Raw genomic sequence first — 17,834 nt, 5'->3', positions numbered from 1 at the left:
CCAAGCAATTCACCTCTGTAGTAGAGTTTCCGAGGAAGTCATCAAAATACGGAGGCTTTATGATCCTTATCCCTGCAATTGACATCCAAGCGGGTCGATGTGTGCGTTTACGGCAAGGACAATTTGATCAAGTCACTCAGTTCGATGCCCTGCCTATAGAACGTGCCACCTATTTCGCTCAATTAGGGGCCAAACGTTTGCATGTAGTTGATTTGGATGGTGCACAAACCGGAACGATGCAACAACTCGCTTTAATCCGTGCCATGCAAAACACAGGAATCCCCGTACAGGCAGGTGGTGGAATACGCTCTTTAGAACAAGCCGTATTATGCTTTTCATCGGGAATTTCTAATCTAGTTATAGGCAGTATTGCCATAAGCAATCCTGAACTGACCGTGCAAATTATTAACGTAATAAATCCCCGACACATTATACTAGCCTTAGATGTGCACATGCATGATGGAATTCCTATACCTGCTATTCATGGTTGGCAAACTACCACCGCCCATAATCTATGGGATGTTGTTTCTTTTTACCAACGATTAGGGATTAAACAAATACTCTGTACTGATATCGCTTGTGATGGAATGATGCAAGGACCCAATTTTGAACTTTATAAAGAAGCCATCGTACGTTTTCCACAAATTGAATGGCAAGCTTCAGGAGGTATCAGGAATGCTGAGGATATCGAACAATTAGATGTATTAGGAGTGAGTGCTGCGATTCTTGGACTGACACTTTACCAAGGCGGCTTTGACCTAGCCGCCACATTATCTCGAGCGTAGCAAGGGATGACGGTAAGAAGGCTCGGGGCCCGTTGCGCTAAACTCATGCTGCTTTATTTATGATTTATGTAGGTGAAATTATGTTAACCAAACGAATTATTCCATGCCTAGATGTCCGTGATAATCAAGTGGTCAAAGGAATTAAATTTCGCGATCATCGCATTGTTGGGAATATCCTTGAGCTTGCAGCTGAGTATTCTGCAGCCGGTGCAGATGAGCTTGTATTTTATGATATTACTGCAAGCTCTGAGCAACGCTCGGTTTGTCCCGATTGGGTGAACCAAGTAGCTGGAACAATTAATATTCCATTCACCGTAGCTGGTGGAATTCGTTCTCTTAATCAGGCAAAATCCGTATTAAATTCTGGGGCCGATAAAATATCCATTAACAGCCCGGCATTGGAAAAGCCTGACTTAATTAATGAATTAAGTCGAAATTTTGGAAGCCAATGCGTTGTCATAGGAATTGATAGTCAATGGATAAATGATGATTATTATGTCTATCAATATACAGGTGATGAAAAAAAAACCCTTAACTCCAAACGAAAAACCAAAGAATGGATTAAGGAAGTACAAGATCGAGGAGCAGGAGAAATTGTATTAAATTGTATGCAATCAGATGGGGTACGCAAGGGCTATGATTTATACCAATTAAAAATGATGCGCCCCTTGTGTCAGGTACCATTAATTGCATCAGGAGGAGCCGGGGCGCTGAATGATTTTACTCAAGTATTTCTCGAATCTCGAGTAGATGGTGCTTTAGCTGCCAGCATTTTTCATGACAAAATTTTGACAATAAACGAAATAAAATTAGCACTAATAAAACAAAATATTGAGGTACGATTATGATTCACATGGAAATTAATTCTTTAGATTGGAAAAAAATGAATGGTTTATTACCAGCGATTATCCAAAATGCAGAAAACGGTACTGTGCTAATGTTAGGTTATATGAACCAAGAGGCTCTAATCGCTACACTCACCACCGGCCAATTAAATCTGTACAGTCGAAGTCGAAAACGCTTATGGCGTAAAGGAGAAAGTTCCGGTAATAGCATGTCCATACAACATATCAGTGTTGATTGTGACAGTGACAGCCTCTTAATTCAGGTTTTACCCAAAGGACCAGCTTGTCATTTAGGTTATACAAGTTGTTTTCAACCGACACATAATACCAATTTGGGATTTATAGATGAGTTAATTGAACTGATTAATGAGCGTGCTGACTCCGAGAATGAAAACAGTTATACCGCACAATTATTAGATTCCGGACTCTCTCGATGCGCCCAAAAAGTAGGTGAAGAAGCAGTAGAAACCGTGATTGCGGCTGTAAATAACAATCGGGAAGAACTGGTTAATGAATGTGCTGACTTAATTTTTCATTTATTTGTTTTATTAAAAGCATGTGAATTAAGTTTTTATGATGTATTGCAGTGTTTGCGTGACAGAGACCGAAGGGTTCATACTTAGCATTAATAGCCTATCTCGTCATCCCGTACATAGTAAGGGATGACGACACAATTCACGGGTTACGGCTAAGCTATAATCCAAACTACAATTTCGATCAAACTACGGCCAACAAGACCGCTGTCAGATAATTCCCTTCTGGAAATGAAGTTAAAGTGGGATGACAACTTGCTGGACCATAAACACCTAAAATACGGGCTTGTTTCCCAACCGCTCCAGCTTGGGCACCGACCAAAGAACAAAATTCCTGAGATGAAAGTGCTGAAGAACAATTACATGTCATTAATAATGAACCTGCTTTCATATATTTAAATACTTCACGGTGCAAAAATCGGTAATAATTTTTAGCCCGTTCCACATGTTGTTTTGATGGAACCAGTTTAGGGGGATCGAGAATAACGAGATCATAATCTCCTGCTTTTGTTAAATAGTCACGTGCATCTGCCTCAATAAACTCAATCTGAGTCACACCATTTAACGCAGCATTTTTCTTCGCTTGCGCGATTGCCTGAGCAGAACTATCCACAGCGGTGACTTTTGACGCTCCAGAGCGAGCAGCATGTAAGGCAAAACCGCCACTGTAACAGTAAAGATCTAATACGCTCTTTCCTTTTGCTAATTGAGCAATACGCTGATGATTCTCTCTTTGATCAAGAAACAAGCCAGTTTTTTGTGCTTGAGCAAATTCAACCTCATAAACAACCCCAGCCTCAAGAACTTTTGTATCATAATGGTTCTCTTGCACAGTAATTTGTTTCCATCCATCTTGTCCTAATGGCTTACTTTGTGGCATCCAAACAATCTGATCTGATGGAAATAAATTTTGCAAAGCGTGCATGATTACTTCCCGATTGAGTTCTACCCAATACGCAGAGCTCGCAACGACACAAATCTGATTAAAACGATCAATCGTTAATCCGGAAAGACCATCTGCTTCACTATTAAACAAACGATAAGCAGTGGTTTCTTCATTAGGCAGATTTAAACATTCTCTGACCTGTTTTGCCTGCATTAGACGATGTGCAATCAAGGAATGTAAATTGCTTTTATCTATGGATTCATTTGCAAGGGCTAATACTCTAACTCTGTAGAGAGAATGCTCATTATAAACACCGACACCCATAAGCTCGTCATCTGCATTGTAAATATCAACCAAATGTCCTGTTACTAATTTTCCATGAGTTTTAGCAATGGCCTTGGGGAATATCCATGGATGACCACGTAAGACTGTATTTTGTTTTGCCTTAAGCAAAATAACTTTTGCATTCATTTTTCTATTTCCCAAAGAACAAAAATCGGCTAATCTACACAAAGAACGATAGACCTGCAATAGTTCATAAATTTTAGGGGTCTGTTTATAATTCGCTAGATTGAGTCTAACTGGCGTTATTTGAGAGCACCGTAGCCTGCTCCTACGCCATCCCGAGCGCCGCGAGGGATCTCCTATCGTAATATAGTGCTACATCGTGGAGATCCCTCGCTGTGCCGGGAAAACGAGGGGGGTACTAAAATTGTAAGCAGCCTCCTGTAAGCTTAAAAGCAGTATCCGCTCAACTTAACTAAAAATAAGAATTAGGGACAGTGATGCCACAAACTATAAAAAAACGTTTTATCCCCCTTTTTACGACCTATGTTCTAATCATTAACACATTTTGGTAATCGATATGGAAAATACGCAAAAATTCTCTTATGGACTCACTCTAGGAGCATTAGGAGTTGTGTTTGGTGACATAGGTACCAGTCCATTATATGCCTTAAAAGTCACGCTGGATAATCTCCCTATTACTCAATCCAATATTATGGGAGTACTTTCACTTATTTTTTGGTGTTTGATTATTATCATTTCATTCAAATACTTAATTATGATTTTTCGAGCAGATAATGATGGAGAAGGAGGAATTCTTGCCCTTTTAGCACTAATGAAGCATAAAAGCACTCGATATGTCCCCTTATTTTATATTATTGCAATTTTTGGTGCAGGATTACTCTTAGGTGATGGCATGCTGACGCCAGCCATATCTGTAGTCAGTGCCGTAGAAGGTCTTAGTACGCTCTCAGACTCATTTACACCCTATATCTTGCCCATTGCCGGAGTAATTCTGATCTTACTTTTCTTGTTGCAAGCAAGAGGAACAGGAAGTATAGGAAATCTATTTGGTCCATTTATACTGCTCTGGTTTATAACCATCGCTGTGCTCGGAATAATACAAATAGTAAAAGCACCAATAGTGCTGACAGCAATCAATCCCTACCATGCTTTTGCATTGATACACGATACAGGATTTAAAGGATATTTATTATTAGGGGGAATTTTTTTAGTAGTTACAGGCGGAGAAGCACTTTATGCCGATATCGGGCACTTTGGAAAAAATCCAATTCGTGCCAGTTGGTTTGCAGTTGTTCTTCCCTGCTTAATCTTAAATTACTTTGGCCAAGGAGCCAACTTACTCTTACATCCGCAGGCGATTGGCAATCCTTTTTATATGATTGCACCCCAATGGTTTTATATTCCATTAATCATTCTTGCGACTATTGCAACAGTAATTGCTTCACAAGCAGTTATTTCAGCTACATTTTCTTTAACAAAACAAGCCGTTTTGCTCGGTCTATGCCCTCGTATACCCATAGTACAAACATCTAAAGAATTCTCTGGACAAATTTATGTCCCTCAAATTAATTTTATTCTGTTTGTTGGAACAATCACTTTTTGTGTTGCCTTTAAAACATCAGATAATTTAGCTCATGCATATGGAATTGCCGTAAATGCATACATGCTGTTGATTGATGCAATGGTTGCTTACGCTGCATTATCGATTTGGAAATGGTCAAAATTTAAAGTCACACTGATATTCGGATTATTTCTCACCATAGACTTTGCATTTCTCGGCTCCAATTTACATAAGTTTTTGACCGGAGGCTGGGTCCCGGTCACCTTTGCTTTACTGATAGCAACCATTATGTACACCTGGAAATTTGGCTTGGAATATTTGCGTGAAAATTATTATATGAATAAAGATGATATTTCCAAGATTATTCGGCAATTGGAATACAAGAGCTTGAATCAGCTTACTGATTTGACCGCCATTTTTATTACGGATGTTTATGATAAAAGTGGAGGAAGCTTCCTTCACTTCCTCAAGTTAAGCCGCGCAGTTCCAGAACGAGTTCTTATTGTTAACTATATTGTGGACAACATCCCTTATGTCCATTACAGCCAACGTTATGAAATTACATGCTTGCATGAGAAGATCTTTAATCTCACCTTACATTATGGATTCATGGAAACGATTTCAATACCCAGGGCCCTAGAACGAGCTTCTAACAAGAATCTGTTCCCATTCAAGCTCAATGTTGATCGCGCTACTTATATGGTGGAAATTCCAAATATTACTGCATCAAAATCAAAAAAATCATTAACCTTCTATTGGCAAGAAAAATTATTCGCTTTTTTAATACGTAATTATTCAGCCAATTTAAATATCGACTTTTATAAACTACCATACAACAGAACAATGGCCATCGGTACCTATTATATTATGTAATCTCAGGAGTTTTTTATGTGGTTTAACAATGCACTAATTTATCAATATGAATTGGACGAAGCGTGTGATTTAGCAGCGTCCTTGGCTGAAAACATTCTAAAGCCTTGCCCCCCTCACGCTCGCTTTGTGTACGGATGGCTTCCGGCTTTTGCAGATGAGATGGTTCAAGAAGTTGCTGGAAGTTCACTGATTTGCATGGGCAAAGAAGAGCGATTGCTCCCACGTGGCGTGATCAATAAAATGTTGGCTGAGAAAGTGCAAATGCTCGAAACGCAACAAGGTCGTCCAGTAAAACGCGCTGAAAAAGCACAAATGGCTGAAGACATCGAGTTTGAATTATTGCCTAAATCGTTTTGCATTCAGAAAAAAATGTTTGCCATCCTTGACAGTGTCAGCAAAAGAATCATAGTTAATGCTTCCAGTAATAACCAGGCCGCACAACTTACCTCGCTTTTACGTAAATCAGTAGCGGGTATCTCGATTGAACCAATTACCCACACAGAGAATCTTGCAGTGCGTTTTGCGGAATGGATTCACTCCCCTAGCACTCTACCTAGCGATTTTCAATTAGCGTCTGACTGCATACTCTTTTCTCTAGATGATGAGAAAAAAAGGGTACATTGCAAGGGTTATGAGCTACCAGCAGAAGAAGTCTTAACATTATTATCGCAAGGTATGGGAACTGCTGAAATTTCGTTAATTTGGAAAGAACGAATTCAATTGACTCTAACTCATGACTTTAGCTTTAAAAAGCTCAAGTGCCTTGATTTTCTTCTCGATGATTTTAATGAAGTGAAACAACTTGATGAAGACTATCAACAACGCGATGCCGCCCTTGCTTTATTATCCGGTGAGCTACGTGAACTGACTCATGATCTTTTAGCCGCACTTGCAGTAAAAGAAAAAGAACCTGAATTAGAAGTGATCGCATAGGAATGTCTATAAGGGAGCATTTGATAACGCTCCCTTTTTGAAGCGACTCTTATTAAGATACTTTAAGCTTGAGTTATTTCAGTAGCAATAAATAAAAACATCTCAAAACCTTAAACGCCATTATACCGCGGCAGTAAAAAAAGCCCGGATAACGCAATTATCCGAGCTATAAAGCCTCCAAGCCTCTGATTTAGAGATTAAACAATTCTGTCCATTTTAGTTGTGTGATAAGTTGACTTGTAAACAGTAAACGCTTCGTCGGCAGCCTTTTTGAAGCCTAAAGCCATATTCGCATGATACATAACTACTAAAGCTTGTTTTACGCTCGGGGCTTGAGGATAATTTTTAACGACATAGCTTGCTCTATTTATTGCTGCGACATACATCTTACGTTTAAAATAAAATGTTGCAACATTTAACTCATGCTGTGCAAACATATTTCGTAAATAAATCATGCGCTGCAAAGCATTTGCTTTATATTTACTGTCAGGGAATTTTTGAATCAAAATACCGAAATCCGAATAAGCTTGGGTTTGTGTTCCAGGATCTCTCCATGACTCATCCAGAGGCAGGAATTTTGCAAAAACCCCACGAGTTTGTTGAAAATTAGCCATTCCACGCATGTAATAAGCGTAATCTACATTTTTGGCACGTGGGTAAAGATGAATAAATCGCTCTGCAGTAGCTGCAGCTGAAGGATAATCTTCATTTTTATAATAAGCATAAATCAGTTCCATTTGTGAGTGCTCTGTATAATCACTAAATGGATACATTGTTTCTATCGCTTCAAGATGTTTTATTGCTGTCGCATATTCTTTTTTACGTAAGTCCTTCTGGGCCTCCGTATAAAGTTGCTCTGCTGTCATCCCTTTATATGGATTATTATCTTCATCATCTTTTCCCCACCATGTCTTGCATGCAGATAAAGATACAATAAGACCTATTAGGAACAACATTTGAATTCGTTTCATAAACTACACCTAACCTATTTATAAATATATATCTGTTGCATCCACAACAGTCACAAAATTTTGGAACATTATACCTAGGACTATATAATTTGCGAACATTCTTACACTTTTTTTGAAGCGTAATCACACGAAATCCGACCTTATAAAAAAAGAGCTCAATAATCGCTAAGAATTTTAAAAAAATATTTGCAAATCCAAAGTCGTTAGGATAGTATTCTCGCCTGGAGAGATGGCAGAGCGGTCGAATGCGGCGGTCTTGAAAACCGTTGAAGGGCAACCTTCCCAGGGTTCGAATCCCTGTCTCTCCGCCAAGTACAACACCTTAATTAATCATTTCTATAAATATCTTAAATTTCCCTGCTAACAGTCTATTAAAAAAACATTTTTCAACATGAGTTGACCATTTAAAAATCCATCGACCTCTATTTACATGGCGATTCATTTCAAAAAATACAATTGATGAGTGGATTAATTAATTTGAGATCCAGAATACTTGGATGCAGTCTTAATACCCGTCGTATAACATCGTCTAAACTAGACTAAATCTCTTGCTATTGAAATTATTTAGGTCGTTGGTATAGTAGCACTATCTAACGTTAATGGAGATCTGCATGCTAAGGAATACAATAAAAGGTTTTGGCAGTATTACAAAGCTGCTGCATTGGTTAATCTTTATTCTTATTACTGCTCAATTTTATTTAGTTTGGTCTCTTAGTGACAACTCACCACTTATGCCCCGCTATATGATGCTTCATAAATCAATAGGAGTAACTATTTTAATACTCGGAATCTTATTTATTATTTGGCATATTCTAAATATCAAACCATTACCGCCAGAAAATCAACCTCGTTGGCAATATATAACTTCTAAAATAGTTCACCATAGTCTTTTTATTCTTATAATACTTATACCCATCGTAGGCTACCTGTTAACGTGCTCTGATGGTAAACCCATCAACTTTTTTGGTTGGTTCACTATACCCTGCCTTATTCAAGCGAATGAGCAACTGGGTAATGTGATGTTCTCAACCCATGAAATACTGGCCTTTATAATTCTGGCTCTTGTCGGTCTTCATTTTCTTGCGGCCCTTTACCACCATTTCGTTCACAAAGATGAGGTATTAAAGCGCATGCTTCCTTTTGCATCGAAGAATAAATTATAGAAATTCTTAAATCAGAATTTGACTGAGTAAAAATATCTTACTCAGTCAAAAGCACCTAATTCAGTTACATAAATTGTGGATTAAAAGCGGGGGCAGATGGGCTATATCCCGGAAATTGGGGTATTCCCGCATCATAGGAAGAAGAAGGTTGCTGGACTGGTTGATATACAGTTGGAACATAATTCACAATAGGAAGACGACAATCAAAATGTAGCCCACCAATGTCCACTTCACTCAGCTCCCCTTTGCGTAATTTTCTTAATTGAGTGAGCAACTGCTGCGTTTCATTATCACGACTGAAAAAAGAAGGTATAGCCTTTTCTTTACCGACTAAATTTTCCATTTCGGCACGTAGTGCAATCATAGCGCATTTTACGGCCATGGGATCCAGGTGTTTTTTATCGCGTAAAAATTCTTCCTCTGAAGCCGTTAATCTAAATCGATCGGGATCATTGGGATCCATAGCCTCTTTGTTAGCTGATTTATTGGCAGAATCATAGAGAAGACTCATTGCAAAACATCCAACACCCGCTCCTATGATGCTAAGAAGTACTATACCCATAATGAGTACACCAACTGGATTGAAACCCGCAGCTACCGCGAGCGCAATCAATGGTAAAGCGCCAAAATTAAGGGTTAATAACGCTGAACCGGCACCAAAGCCTATAGAAGTAGCGAACATTAATGCGCCCTTCAGCCACCCTTCACCATACCAAAAGCGATCGATGCTGTCTGCAAATTCATAAAACATATAAGTCAAAGCAATAAAAGCTAAAACAGCAGCAATTGCGGCTAAAGCGATTACAAGCAAAGCGAAGATCAATTTAGCGAAATCATCATTTGATTTTGAATCATGGCCATGATGATTTGAAGAGCCAAAACAAGAACTCCCTCCATGATGATGATGAGAATCATGTATTAGGGATCTAATAAGTAAATAATTTAAAAGCGCAGAGTCGTTAGAATTGTAATTGTTATAGGTGGTAATTTTATATTCAATCTTCGGATTATACGGAGGCATTGGAGGATTAAAAAAACGTTGTTCGTGAGGAGAAATTCCTAAAGGCAGGGCACGAAAGATTGTATTAAATGCATGGTATGCTTTAGCTTTTTCAGAATACTCTAGAAGATGTAACGGGCTTGTACTTAGGTCTGATTCAATAGCAAATTGTACCGCATAATACATTTCGGCGAACATTGTATTGATATCTAAGCCTCGCTCCTTACAACTCTGATAATGATTTAGTAAATGACCATATAATATCTTTAATTTTTGGTCAGTAAACTTCGTACTTAAATCAGGCATAGCATTCACTCCTATTAATTGGGTTTATAGGCAAACGCTCTATCCTGATCCTAAGACATTAATTTTAAAATAAAAAATCAAATAACCATGAAGCTCAAGCTAACACGTTTGTCTATAAACCTAGTGCCTTACAATTTGTGCTCGATTAATTAAACTTTTTACATACAAGTCATAATCCATCATGCCGTAGCTTGCTTCAATTTGTTGAACTAGGCTATCTTGTTGCTCCCTGTCTAACGTACTTAATTTGCCATCATGAATCTGTTTCAATCGTACTACGACATAATCACCATTTGGCATAACAAGACCATTACGGCTTTCTGGTCGTAATAAATTAAATGCCATATCATTTATATCTGTATCAACCTTATCATTATCACGAGTAGACTTAACTACCGACTTCCATGATAGCTTGTTGCTACGAATCAGTTCTTGTTGTTTCTTATCCTCGACTGGGTTTAATAAACTCACCCCCATTTCCTTTGCCTTTGATTCAGCAATTTTTTTAGTTAAAATTTTGCTGATTTGATCCTGAACCGCTTCTAAAGGTTGTTCCTTTTCAGCCCAATGCTGGTCAACCCTTATTACTACGACAGAATCATTATCAATTTGTATTGGCTCACTGTTGTTTCCTAAATCAAGCACATCATGACTAAATGCGGTGTTAATTACTTGTTTGTTTTTGGCAATAGTATCTACACCACCAGATCTTGAGAAAGGTTGTGTTTTTTCAATTTTCAGATTCAATGCTTCAGCTACCGGCTGGAGTGAATCGGGGGACTGGTAACTTAAATCCGATAATTGCTCCAAAGCCTGGGTATATTTAGTTTGAGCAGCTTCAGCAATGAGCTGCTCTTTAATAGATGACTCTACTTCAGAAAAAGATTTTGTTGAAACCGGTTTATAAGCAATGAGTTTAAAAATTTCATACCCATGTTTTGTTTTTTCTGGAGGGGAAATCTGTCCTGGCTTAGTTAAATTAGATAAAATTTGATTGTAATTATTTTGTCCACTCGCTGTAATCCATGGAAGAATGCCTTTGTCGGCTATGGAAAGTTTATCATCTGACATGGTTGCTACGAGATGCTCAAATTGTTCTGGATTTTTTTGTAACAACTGATAAGCATCATTTGCTCTTTTCTGAATTTTTTCAGAATCAGATTGACTCGCATCCTCTGGAACAGCAAATAAAATATGAGCTACTTGCCAACTTGCTGGGATCAAATAACTGCTTTGATTATCTTCATAATAACGTTTTGCATCGTCATCAGACAGTTTAATTTTATCCCTAATATCATGCATGGATAGAGTAACATAATCCAAACTCACTTTTTCTGGAGTCATGAATTCTTTTTTATGTTTATTATAATAATTCGCAACCTCTTCTGAAGAAACGTGAGCATCCTTTTCATAACTAGAAGCCGGAATTGTTAAATAGTCATAGTCTCTACTTTGCATATACAAGCTCACAAAGCGATCAATTTCATCAGGTAACGCAAAAGAGCTTCCCATAAAAGCAAAGCGTTGCTGATTTAATAACATGCCTTGTTTTACTTCATTTTGAAAACTTGATTGTGTGAATAAAGCAGCGTTTAGTGCTTGTTGATATTTTTGAGCTGAAAAATGGCCGTCTTCTTGGAATTGAGGAATACTCAAAATTGCTGCATTGGCTTGATTTAAGCTAACATCGAAGCCATTTTTACGCGCTGCTTGCACCAACACTTCATTAGTAATCATTTGATCGAGTACTTGGTTTTGCAGTTTTTTCTCATCAGCAGCAGTCATTTGCTCGACATCCTGCATGGAACGGGCGCGTCTATAATTATTTTCAAATGATTGTAGTGTTAAAGGCTGGCCATTGACGGTTACCTTAGAATTGGTCGTTTGACGTGATTGCAGATAATAATCCACACCAAAAAGTGTAAACGTAATACCGATTAAGATAACTACTAGCCAAGCTACAACACCCTGTATACGTTCATTTAACTTTTGTAACATGTCCCGAGATCCATAATTATTTAATTAAAGCTTTATTCAATTTAGCGAGAACCGATTATAGCCCAGGCTGAAAAAAATCAAGATAAAAACAAAAAACTCACCTATTCAACAAAAATTTCTTTTCTGGAATTACTAGAAAACTAATTGCATTGAATACATTACTTTATATCTTCACCTGCCTTTCTAAAATAAAAAGCAGATATTAGGAAAAAATAAGAGTTCTAAAGCAAATATTTCTTTCCAGATAAAAAAAACGCGCCTTTCGGCGCGTTAATCTGGCGGAGTGGACGGGGCTCGAACCCGCGACCCCCGGCGTGACAGGCCGGTATTCTGACCAACTGAACTACCACTCCATTTCTTGGTGGGTGCTGTAGGGATCGAACCTACGACCCTCGCCTTGTAAGGGCGATGCTCTCCCAGCTGAGCTAAGCACCCTGAAAACTTATGCTTCTTGCACCGCTTCTTTCAGGTTTTTACCCGCTTTAAACTTGGCTACTCGTGACGCTTTAATCTGAATAACTTTTCCAGTTTGTGGGTTTCTACCTGTACGTGCTGAACGATTGCCTGTTGAAAAAGATCCGAAACCAGGTATTACCACTTGATCGCCGCTTCTCAAAGCATCAGTAATAGTACTAGTAAAAGTCTCGAGAACTCTGCTGGCGTCAGCTTTTGTTAAACCCGAACCACTTGCTATAGCATCAACTAATTCGCTCTTATTCATTGCTTCCCCTATACAGTTAATCTTCCATACTTCAAGCTAATTTAATTAAACTCATCAAATTAACCGGTCAAGTAGTTACTTCCTTGCAGTGCCCGCTAGTGGCGGGCTACGAAACGAAATATACCTCTAATTAATGGGTATGTAAATCATTATTTTTAATTTTTTTTGATCTTTTACCCACTAAAGCCTCAGATTGTACATTTGTTGGCTGATTTATCCATGGACTGCGTTGTAAAGCCAGTTCTAGAACCTGTTCTATGGTCTTAACTGGATGTATTGTGAGCTTACGCAAAACATTATCTGGTATCTCTTCCAGGTCTTTTACATTTTCCTCGGGAATAATGACATGCTTAATTCCGCCTCGATGAGCTGCCAATAATTTCTCTTTAAGACCACCAATTGGCAATACCTGCCCTCGCAACGTTATTTCCCCTGTCATTGCTACATCTGCTTTAACAGGAATATGAGTCACTACAGAAACCAAAACAGTACACATCCCAATACCGGCACTTGGACCGTCCTTGGGAGTAGCTCCTTCAGGAACGTGGACATGGAAGTCATTCTTATCATAAAAATCATCGGGCAAGCCAAAATTTTTAGCTCGACTTCGTACAACAGTCATCGCAGCATGGATAGACTCCTGCATGACCTCCCCCAATTGACCTGTATGCGTGACCTTACCTTTACCCGGCATCATCGATGCTTCTATTGTTAGCAGCTCTCCGCCCACACTTGTCCAAGCTAAGCCTGTAACCTGCCCCACTTGATCAAACTCTTCTGCTAAGCCATATCGATACTTTTTCACACCCAAATATTTTTCGATATTACTTGTAGTAACAGTCATTTTTTTAACTTTTTTATTCGAGAGGATTTCTTTTACGACTTTCCTACAAATACTCGCAATATCTCGTTCTAAATTACGCACGCCTGCCTCACGAGTATAGTGGCGGATAACTTCTCGAATTGCCCCTTCACTAATATGAATTTCTTGATTACTTAAACCATTCAGGACGACTTGTTTTGGAACCAGATATTTATCAGCAATGCTGACTTTCTCATCCTCTGTATAACCCGCAAGTCGAATCACTTCCATTCTATCTAATAACGGAGCAGGAATTTCCAAAGAATTTGCTGTCGCAATGAACATAACATCACTCAAATCATAATCTACTTCAAGATAATGATCGTTGAACGTATGGTTTTGCTCTGGATCAAGTACTTCAAGCAATGCTGCAGCAGGATCTCCACGGAAATCCATAGCCATTTTATCGACTTCATCCAGCATAATGAGAGGATTTTTTACTCCAACCTTACATAATTTCTGAATAATTTTTCCTGGCATGGATCCAATATAGGTTCTTCTGTGACCGCGAATTTCAGCTTCATCCCTGACGCCACCCAAAGCAATACGAATAAATGTACGACCTGTAGCATTTGCAATGGATTGTCCTAATGAGGTTTTACCCACTCCTGGAGGTCCAACTAGGCAAAGTATTGGGCCTTTTAAGCGTTTAACTCTTTGTTGAACAGCCAGATATTCAATGATGCGCTCTTTAACCCGCTCTAGGCCATAATGTTCTTTATCTAATAATTTCTCTGCTTTGAGTAAATCAAATTGAATTTTAGTTCTCTTCTTCCACGGCACTGCCAGCATCCAATCAAGATAGTTGCGTATAACAGTAGCCTCAGCAGACATAGGCGACATCATTTTCAATTTATGAAGTTCAGCGAGTGATTTTTCTTTTGCTTCTTTAGGCATTCCGGCTTTATTAATTGAATTTTCCAATTGTTCAATTTCATTACCTTCTTCGCCTAACTCACCCAGCTCTTTTTGGATCGCTTTCATTTGTTCGTTGAGATAATACTCGCGCTGGCTTTTCTCCATTTGTCGCTTAACTCGCCCTCTTACACGCTTTTCAACATGTAACAAGTCAATTTCGTTTTCTATCGCAGACATTAAACGCTCAAGACGAGTACCTACATCTAAAGTTTCCAGTAATTCCTGTTTATCATCTACCTTCAGTGTTAAGTGAGCAGCTATCGTATCAGCTAATCGTCCTGGTTCTTCTATTCCCGCGAGCGGAGATAAAACCTCTGGTGGAATTTTTTTATTGAGTTTAATGTATTGCTCAAACTGCGACATTAAAGAGCGCATTAAAATACTGACATCTGGTTCTTGAACAGCTGCATTGGCATCTTCCAATAACTCCAGATCAGCCTCTAGATAGCCTTTAGCCTGATTGTATTCTTTTGCTTTGGCACGTTTTTCCCCTTCGACTAAAACTTTTACGGTGCCATCTGGTAATTTTAATAACTGCAAAACACTGGATAACGTACCAACTTGGAAAATATCTTCTTCAGTCGGATCGTCATTCGACGATTTTTTCTGTGCTACTAAAAAGATTTGTTTACTATCAACCATAGCCGCTTCCAGGGCTTTAATTGATTTTCCTCTTCCAACAAACAGAGGAATAACCATATGAGGGTAGACCACTACGTCTCTTAATGGTAATACAGGTATATTTGACAGTTTTTCTGCCTCATTCGAAGTCTCTATAATTTCAGTGGACATAATGAACCCTTATTCAAACGAAAAACTTTATTTAAAATTTACGCGACTACTAATTATAATTTAAAAGGAAGGGAGAGTTATTGCAAGAAAACAAAGCGTTATAATTAAGAAAGTTGTCTAAAGTTATCTAAAGAACATCTCTCCCACACTAGGTGCAGGAGAGGAGTAGAAAAACTACTCTTGACCACCTGCTGCACTCTTCATCCCTTCTTGCTCATAAATAAGAATTGGTTTTGATGAGCTATTTACAGCACTCTCATCAACTACAACCTTAATTACTCCTTCAAGAGAAGGTAATTCATACATGGTGTCTAATAGAATATTTTCAAGTATAGCACGTAAACCTCGTGCACCCATTTTGCGTTCCAGAGCTTTTTTGGAAATAGCAATCAGTGCTTCTTCTCTAAATTCAAGATCTACTCCTTCCATTTTAAATAGAGACTGAAATTGTTTCGTCAAAGCGTTTTTAGGATTAGTTAAAATATCAATAAGAGCTGATTCATCCAGTTCTTGCAAGGTAGCAACGACAGGCAATCGACCAACAAACTCAGGTATTAAGCCATATTTAATCAAATCATCTGACTCTAACTGGTTCAATACTTTAGATATTTCATCACTGTTTTCTTTTTTATTTTTTAATTGAGCAGAAAATCCAATACCTGACTTATCACTTCGCTCTCTGATTACCTTTTCCAATCCAGCAAAAGCACCACCACAAATAAATAAAATATTTGAAGTATCAACTTGTAAAAATTCTTGTTGTGGATGTTTACGTCCGCCTTGGGGGGGAACAGAAGCAATGGTCCCTTCAATGAGTTTTAAAAGTGCCTGTTGCACTCCCTCACCAGAAACATCGCGTGTAATCGAAGGATTATCAGACTTACGTGATATCTTATCAATTTCATCGATATACACGATACCATGCTGTGCTTTATCCACGTCATAATCACATTTTTGTAAAAGCTTCTGGATAATATTTTCAACGTCTTCACCGACATAACCCGCTTCAGTCAATGTAGTTGCATCTGCCATAGCAAATGGAACATTGAGGATTCGAGCTAATGTTTGGGCTAAAAGTGTTTTTCCGCTTCCAGTTGGACCTATAAGTAAGATATTACTTTTACCAAGTTCCACTCCGTCTTCACTTTTATGTTGTAATCGCTTGTAGTGATTGTAAACAGCTACGGACAAGACTTTTTTTGCATGCGATTGTCCTATGACATACTCATCCAAAAAGTTTGAAATTTCTTTGGGTGATGGTAAACGTACTTCAGCTTCTTCATGAGCTTCGTGTGTTTCTTCACGAATAATATCATTACAGAGCTCTACACATTCATCACAGACAAATACAGAAGGGCCAGCAATCAATTTTTTTACTTCATGTTGGCTCTTTCCACAAAAAGAACAATACAAAACTTTATCGCCACTTCCGTTACCGGATTTACTCATAACCAAACCCCTTCTTACAACGATTATCGGAAAAAAAGATAATATATGTAAAATATTAGTCAATCAGAAAAAGATATGCCACTGTTTTTCATGTAACTACTTTTTTAAAAACAAAAAGAAATACGAAAGAAAGTAATAATGAATCAATATAAAAGAACCCTAATCGCATTCCTAGCCTGGGTGCAGCGAAGCGGAACCCGGTAAATCTGAACCTAAAACCCAGGTTCCGCTTCACTGCACCCGGGTTATGATACATTATAGTTCAGTTCTTTGAATTTAAAGTTATAGTTACTCTGTTTTATTCACTGACTCTCGATCATAAAGCACTCTATCAACTAAGCCGTACTCAACAGCTTGTGTGGCACTCATAAAATTATCACGTTCGGTATCACGCATAATCTGATCGGGTGTCTTTTTAGTATGATTTGCCATAATAGTATTTAAACGTTCTCTTACGGCTAAGGTCTCGCGAGCATGAATTTCAATATCAGTAGCTTGGCCTCGATAACCACCTAAGGGTTGATGAATCATCACTCGTGAGTTTGGCAAACAGAATCTCTTACCTTCAGCTCCTGCACAAAGTAACAAGGCAGCAGCACTTGCTGCTTGCCCTATACACAAAGTACTTACATCAGGTTTAATAAACTGGATGGTATCGTAAATTGCTAAGCCAGCGGTTACTACACCTCCAGGAGAATTAATATAGAGAGAAATATCTTTTTCAGGGTTCTCAGACTCAAGAAACAACAATTGAGCAACTACCAAATTAGCCATATGGTCTTCAACTTCACCTAAAAGAAAGATAATACGTTCTTTTAATAATCTTGAATAAATATCATACGAACGCTCACCACGTGAGGTTTGTTCAATAACCATTGGGACTAATCCACTGGCATTGCGAATTATGTTATCTGAATATCCCGTCATAC

14 protein-coding genes and 3 tRNA genes are annotated in these 17,834 nt (G+C 38.3%); 7 read left to right on the top strand and 10 right to left on the bottom strand.

Annotated elements, in window-relative coordinates; translation table 11 throughout:
• Positions 1–59: 59 nt before the first annotated feature.
• The 3 genes from ACF8MK_RS12635 to hisIE all read left to right on the top strand — a co-directional run bounded on the left by ACF8MK_RS12635 (position 60) and on the right by hisIE (position 2,253).
• The gene (locus ACF8MK_RS12635; RefSeq protein WP_392536956.1) at positions 60–785 is read left to right on the top strand and encodes a 1-(5-phosphoribosyl)-5-[(5-phosphoribosylamino)methylideneamino] imidazole-4-carboxamide isomerase; all 726 of its coding nucleotides are present in this window, start codon (positions 60–62) and stop codon (positions 783–785) included.
• Positions 786–865: 80 nt separating this feature from the next.
• On the top strand, positions 866–1,633 hold the full coding sequence (gene hisF, locus ACF8MK_RS12630; protein ID WP_392536955.1) for an imidazole glycerol phosphate synthase subunit HisF: 768 nt from the start codon (positions 866–868) through the stop codon (positions 1,631–1,633).
• The gene (hisIE, locus tag ACF8MK_RS12625) at positions 1,630–2,253 is read left to right on the top strand and encodes a bifunctional phosphoribosyl-AMP cyclohydrolase/phosphoribosyl-ATP diphosphatase HisIE (RefSeq protein ID WP_392536954.1); all 624 of its coding nucleotides are present in this window, start codon (positions 1,630–1,632) and stop codon (positions 2,251–2,253) included. Before hisF ends, hisIE begins: the two co-directional genes overlap by 4 nt.
• Before the next feature lie 94 nt (positions 2,254–2,347).
• On the opposite strand, the gene ACF8MK_RS12620 is transcribed toward hisIE, so the two are convergent.
• Positions 2,348–3,520 (bottom strand): class I SAM-dependent rRNA methyltransferase, encoded by a 1,173-nt coding sequence (locus ACF8MK_RS12620; RefSeq protein ID WP_392536953.1) that lies wholly within the window; start codon positions 3,518–3,520, stop codon positions 2,348–2,350.
• 394 nt (positions 3,521–3,914) lie between these two features.
• Here ACF8MK_RS12620 and ACF8MK_RS12615 point away from each other — a divergent pair, with 394 nt between their 5' ends.
• Positions 3,915–5,792 carry a potassium transporter Kup gene (locus ACF8MK_RS12615; RefSeq protein WP_392536952.1) on the top strand — a complete coding sequence of 626 codons (1,878 nt, stop codon included), beginning with the start codon at positions 3,915–3,917 and terminating at the stop codon, positions 5,790–5,792.
• Between the two features lie 15 nt (positions 5,793–5,807).
• Complete coding sequence (locus tag ACF8MK_RS12610; RefSeq protein ID WP_392536951.1) at positions 5,808–6,725, top strand: recombination-associated protein RdgC; 918 nt, start codon at positions 5,808–5,810, stop codon at positions 6,723–6,725.
• A gap of 197 nt (positions 6,726–6,922) precedes the next feature.
• On the opposite strand, the gene ACF8MK_RS12605 is transcribed toward ACF8MK_RS12610, so the two are convergent.
• Positions 6,923–7,696: an outer membrane protein assembly factor BamD gene (locus ACF8MK_RS12605; RefSeq protein WP_392536950.1), complete on the bottom strand. Its 774-nt coding sequence runs from the start codon at positions 7,694–7,696 to the stop codon at positions 6,923–6,925.
• A gap of 223 nt (positions 7,697–7,919) precedes the next feature.
• Here ACF8MK_RS12605 and ACF8MK_RS12600 point away from each other — a divergent pair.
• Together ACF8MK_RS12600 and ACF8MK_RS12595 are read left to right on the top strand one after the other, a co-directional pair.
• A tRNA-Ser gene (locus tag ACF8MK_RS12600) sits at positions 7,920–8,007 on the top strand.
• A gap of 300 nt (positions 8,008–8,307) precedes the next feature.
• Complete coding sequence (locus tag ACF8MK_RS12595) at positions 8,308–8,859, top strand: cytochrome b (protein ID WP_392536949.1); 552 nt, start codon at positions 8,308–8,310, stop codon at positions 8,857–8,859.
• Positions 8,860–8,923: 64 nt separating this feature from the next.
• Here the strand turns inward: ACF8MK_RS12595 and ACF8MK_RS12590 are convergent, their stop codons facing one another.
• From ACF8MK_RS12590 to clpP, 8 genes are all read right to left on the bottom strand, one after another.
• Positions 8,924–10,165 (bottom strand): hypothetical protein, encoded by a 1,242-nt coding sequence (locus tag ACF8MK_RS12590; RefSeq protein ID WP_392536948.1) that lies wholly within the window; start codon positions 10,163–10,165, stop codon positions 8,924–8,926.
• Positions 10,166–10,285: 120 nt separating this feature from the next.
• Positions 10,286–12,163, bottom strand: coding sequence for a SurA N-terminal domain-containing protein (locus ACF8MK_RS12585; protein ID WP_392536947.1), 1,878 nt, complete (start codon positions 12,161–12,163; stop codon positions 10,286–10,288).
• A 276-nt stretch (positions 12,164–12,439) separates the two neighbouring features.
• Positions 12,440–12,516 (bottom strand) — tRNA-Asp (locus tag ACF8MK_RS12580).
• 6 nt (positions 12,517–12,522) lie between these two features.
• Positions 12,523–12,598 (bottom strand) — tRNA-Val (locus tag ACF8MK_RS12575).
• 7 nt (positions 12,599–12,605) lie between these two features.
• A complete protein-coding gene (locus ACF8MK_RS12570; protein WP_003631985.1) occupies positions 12,606–12,884 on the bottom strand; it encodes an HU family DNA-binding protein in 279 nt (92 codons plus the stop codon).
• 130 nt (positions 12,885–13,014) lie between these two features.
• On the bottom strand, positions 13,015–15,456 hold the full coding sequence (lon, locus tag ACF8MK_RS12565; RefSeq protein WP_392536946.1) for an endopeptidase La: 2,442 nt from the start codon (positions 15,454–15,456) through the stop codon (positions 13,015–13,017).
• Between the two features lie 174 nt (positions 15,457–15,630).
• The gene (gene clpX / locus ACF8MK_RS12560) at positions 15,631–16,905 is read right to left on the bottom strand and encodes an ATP-dependent Clp protease ATP-binding subunit ClpX (protein ID WP_392536945.1); all 1,275 of its coding nucleotides are present in this window, start codon (positions 16,903–16,905) and stop codon (positions 15,631–15,633) included.
• A gap of 288 nt (positions 16,906–17,193) precedes the next feature.
• Entirely contained in the window at positions 17,194–17,832 is a 639-nt protein-coding gene (gene clpP / locus ACF8MK_RS12555) for an ATP-dependent Clp endopeptidase proteolytic subunit ClpP (RefSeq protein ID WP_265704408.1), read from the bottom strand.
• Positions 17,833–17,834 lie beyond the last annotated feature (2 nt).

This window comes from Legionella sp. 227, from assembly GCF_043161935.1.
In the GTDB taxonomy this organism is placed as follows: Bacteria; Pseudomonadota; Gammaproteobacteria; order Legionellales; family Legionellaceae; genus Legionella; species Legionella sheltonii.
This window is presented reverse-complemented; position numbering and strand designations above follow the sequence as displayed.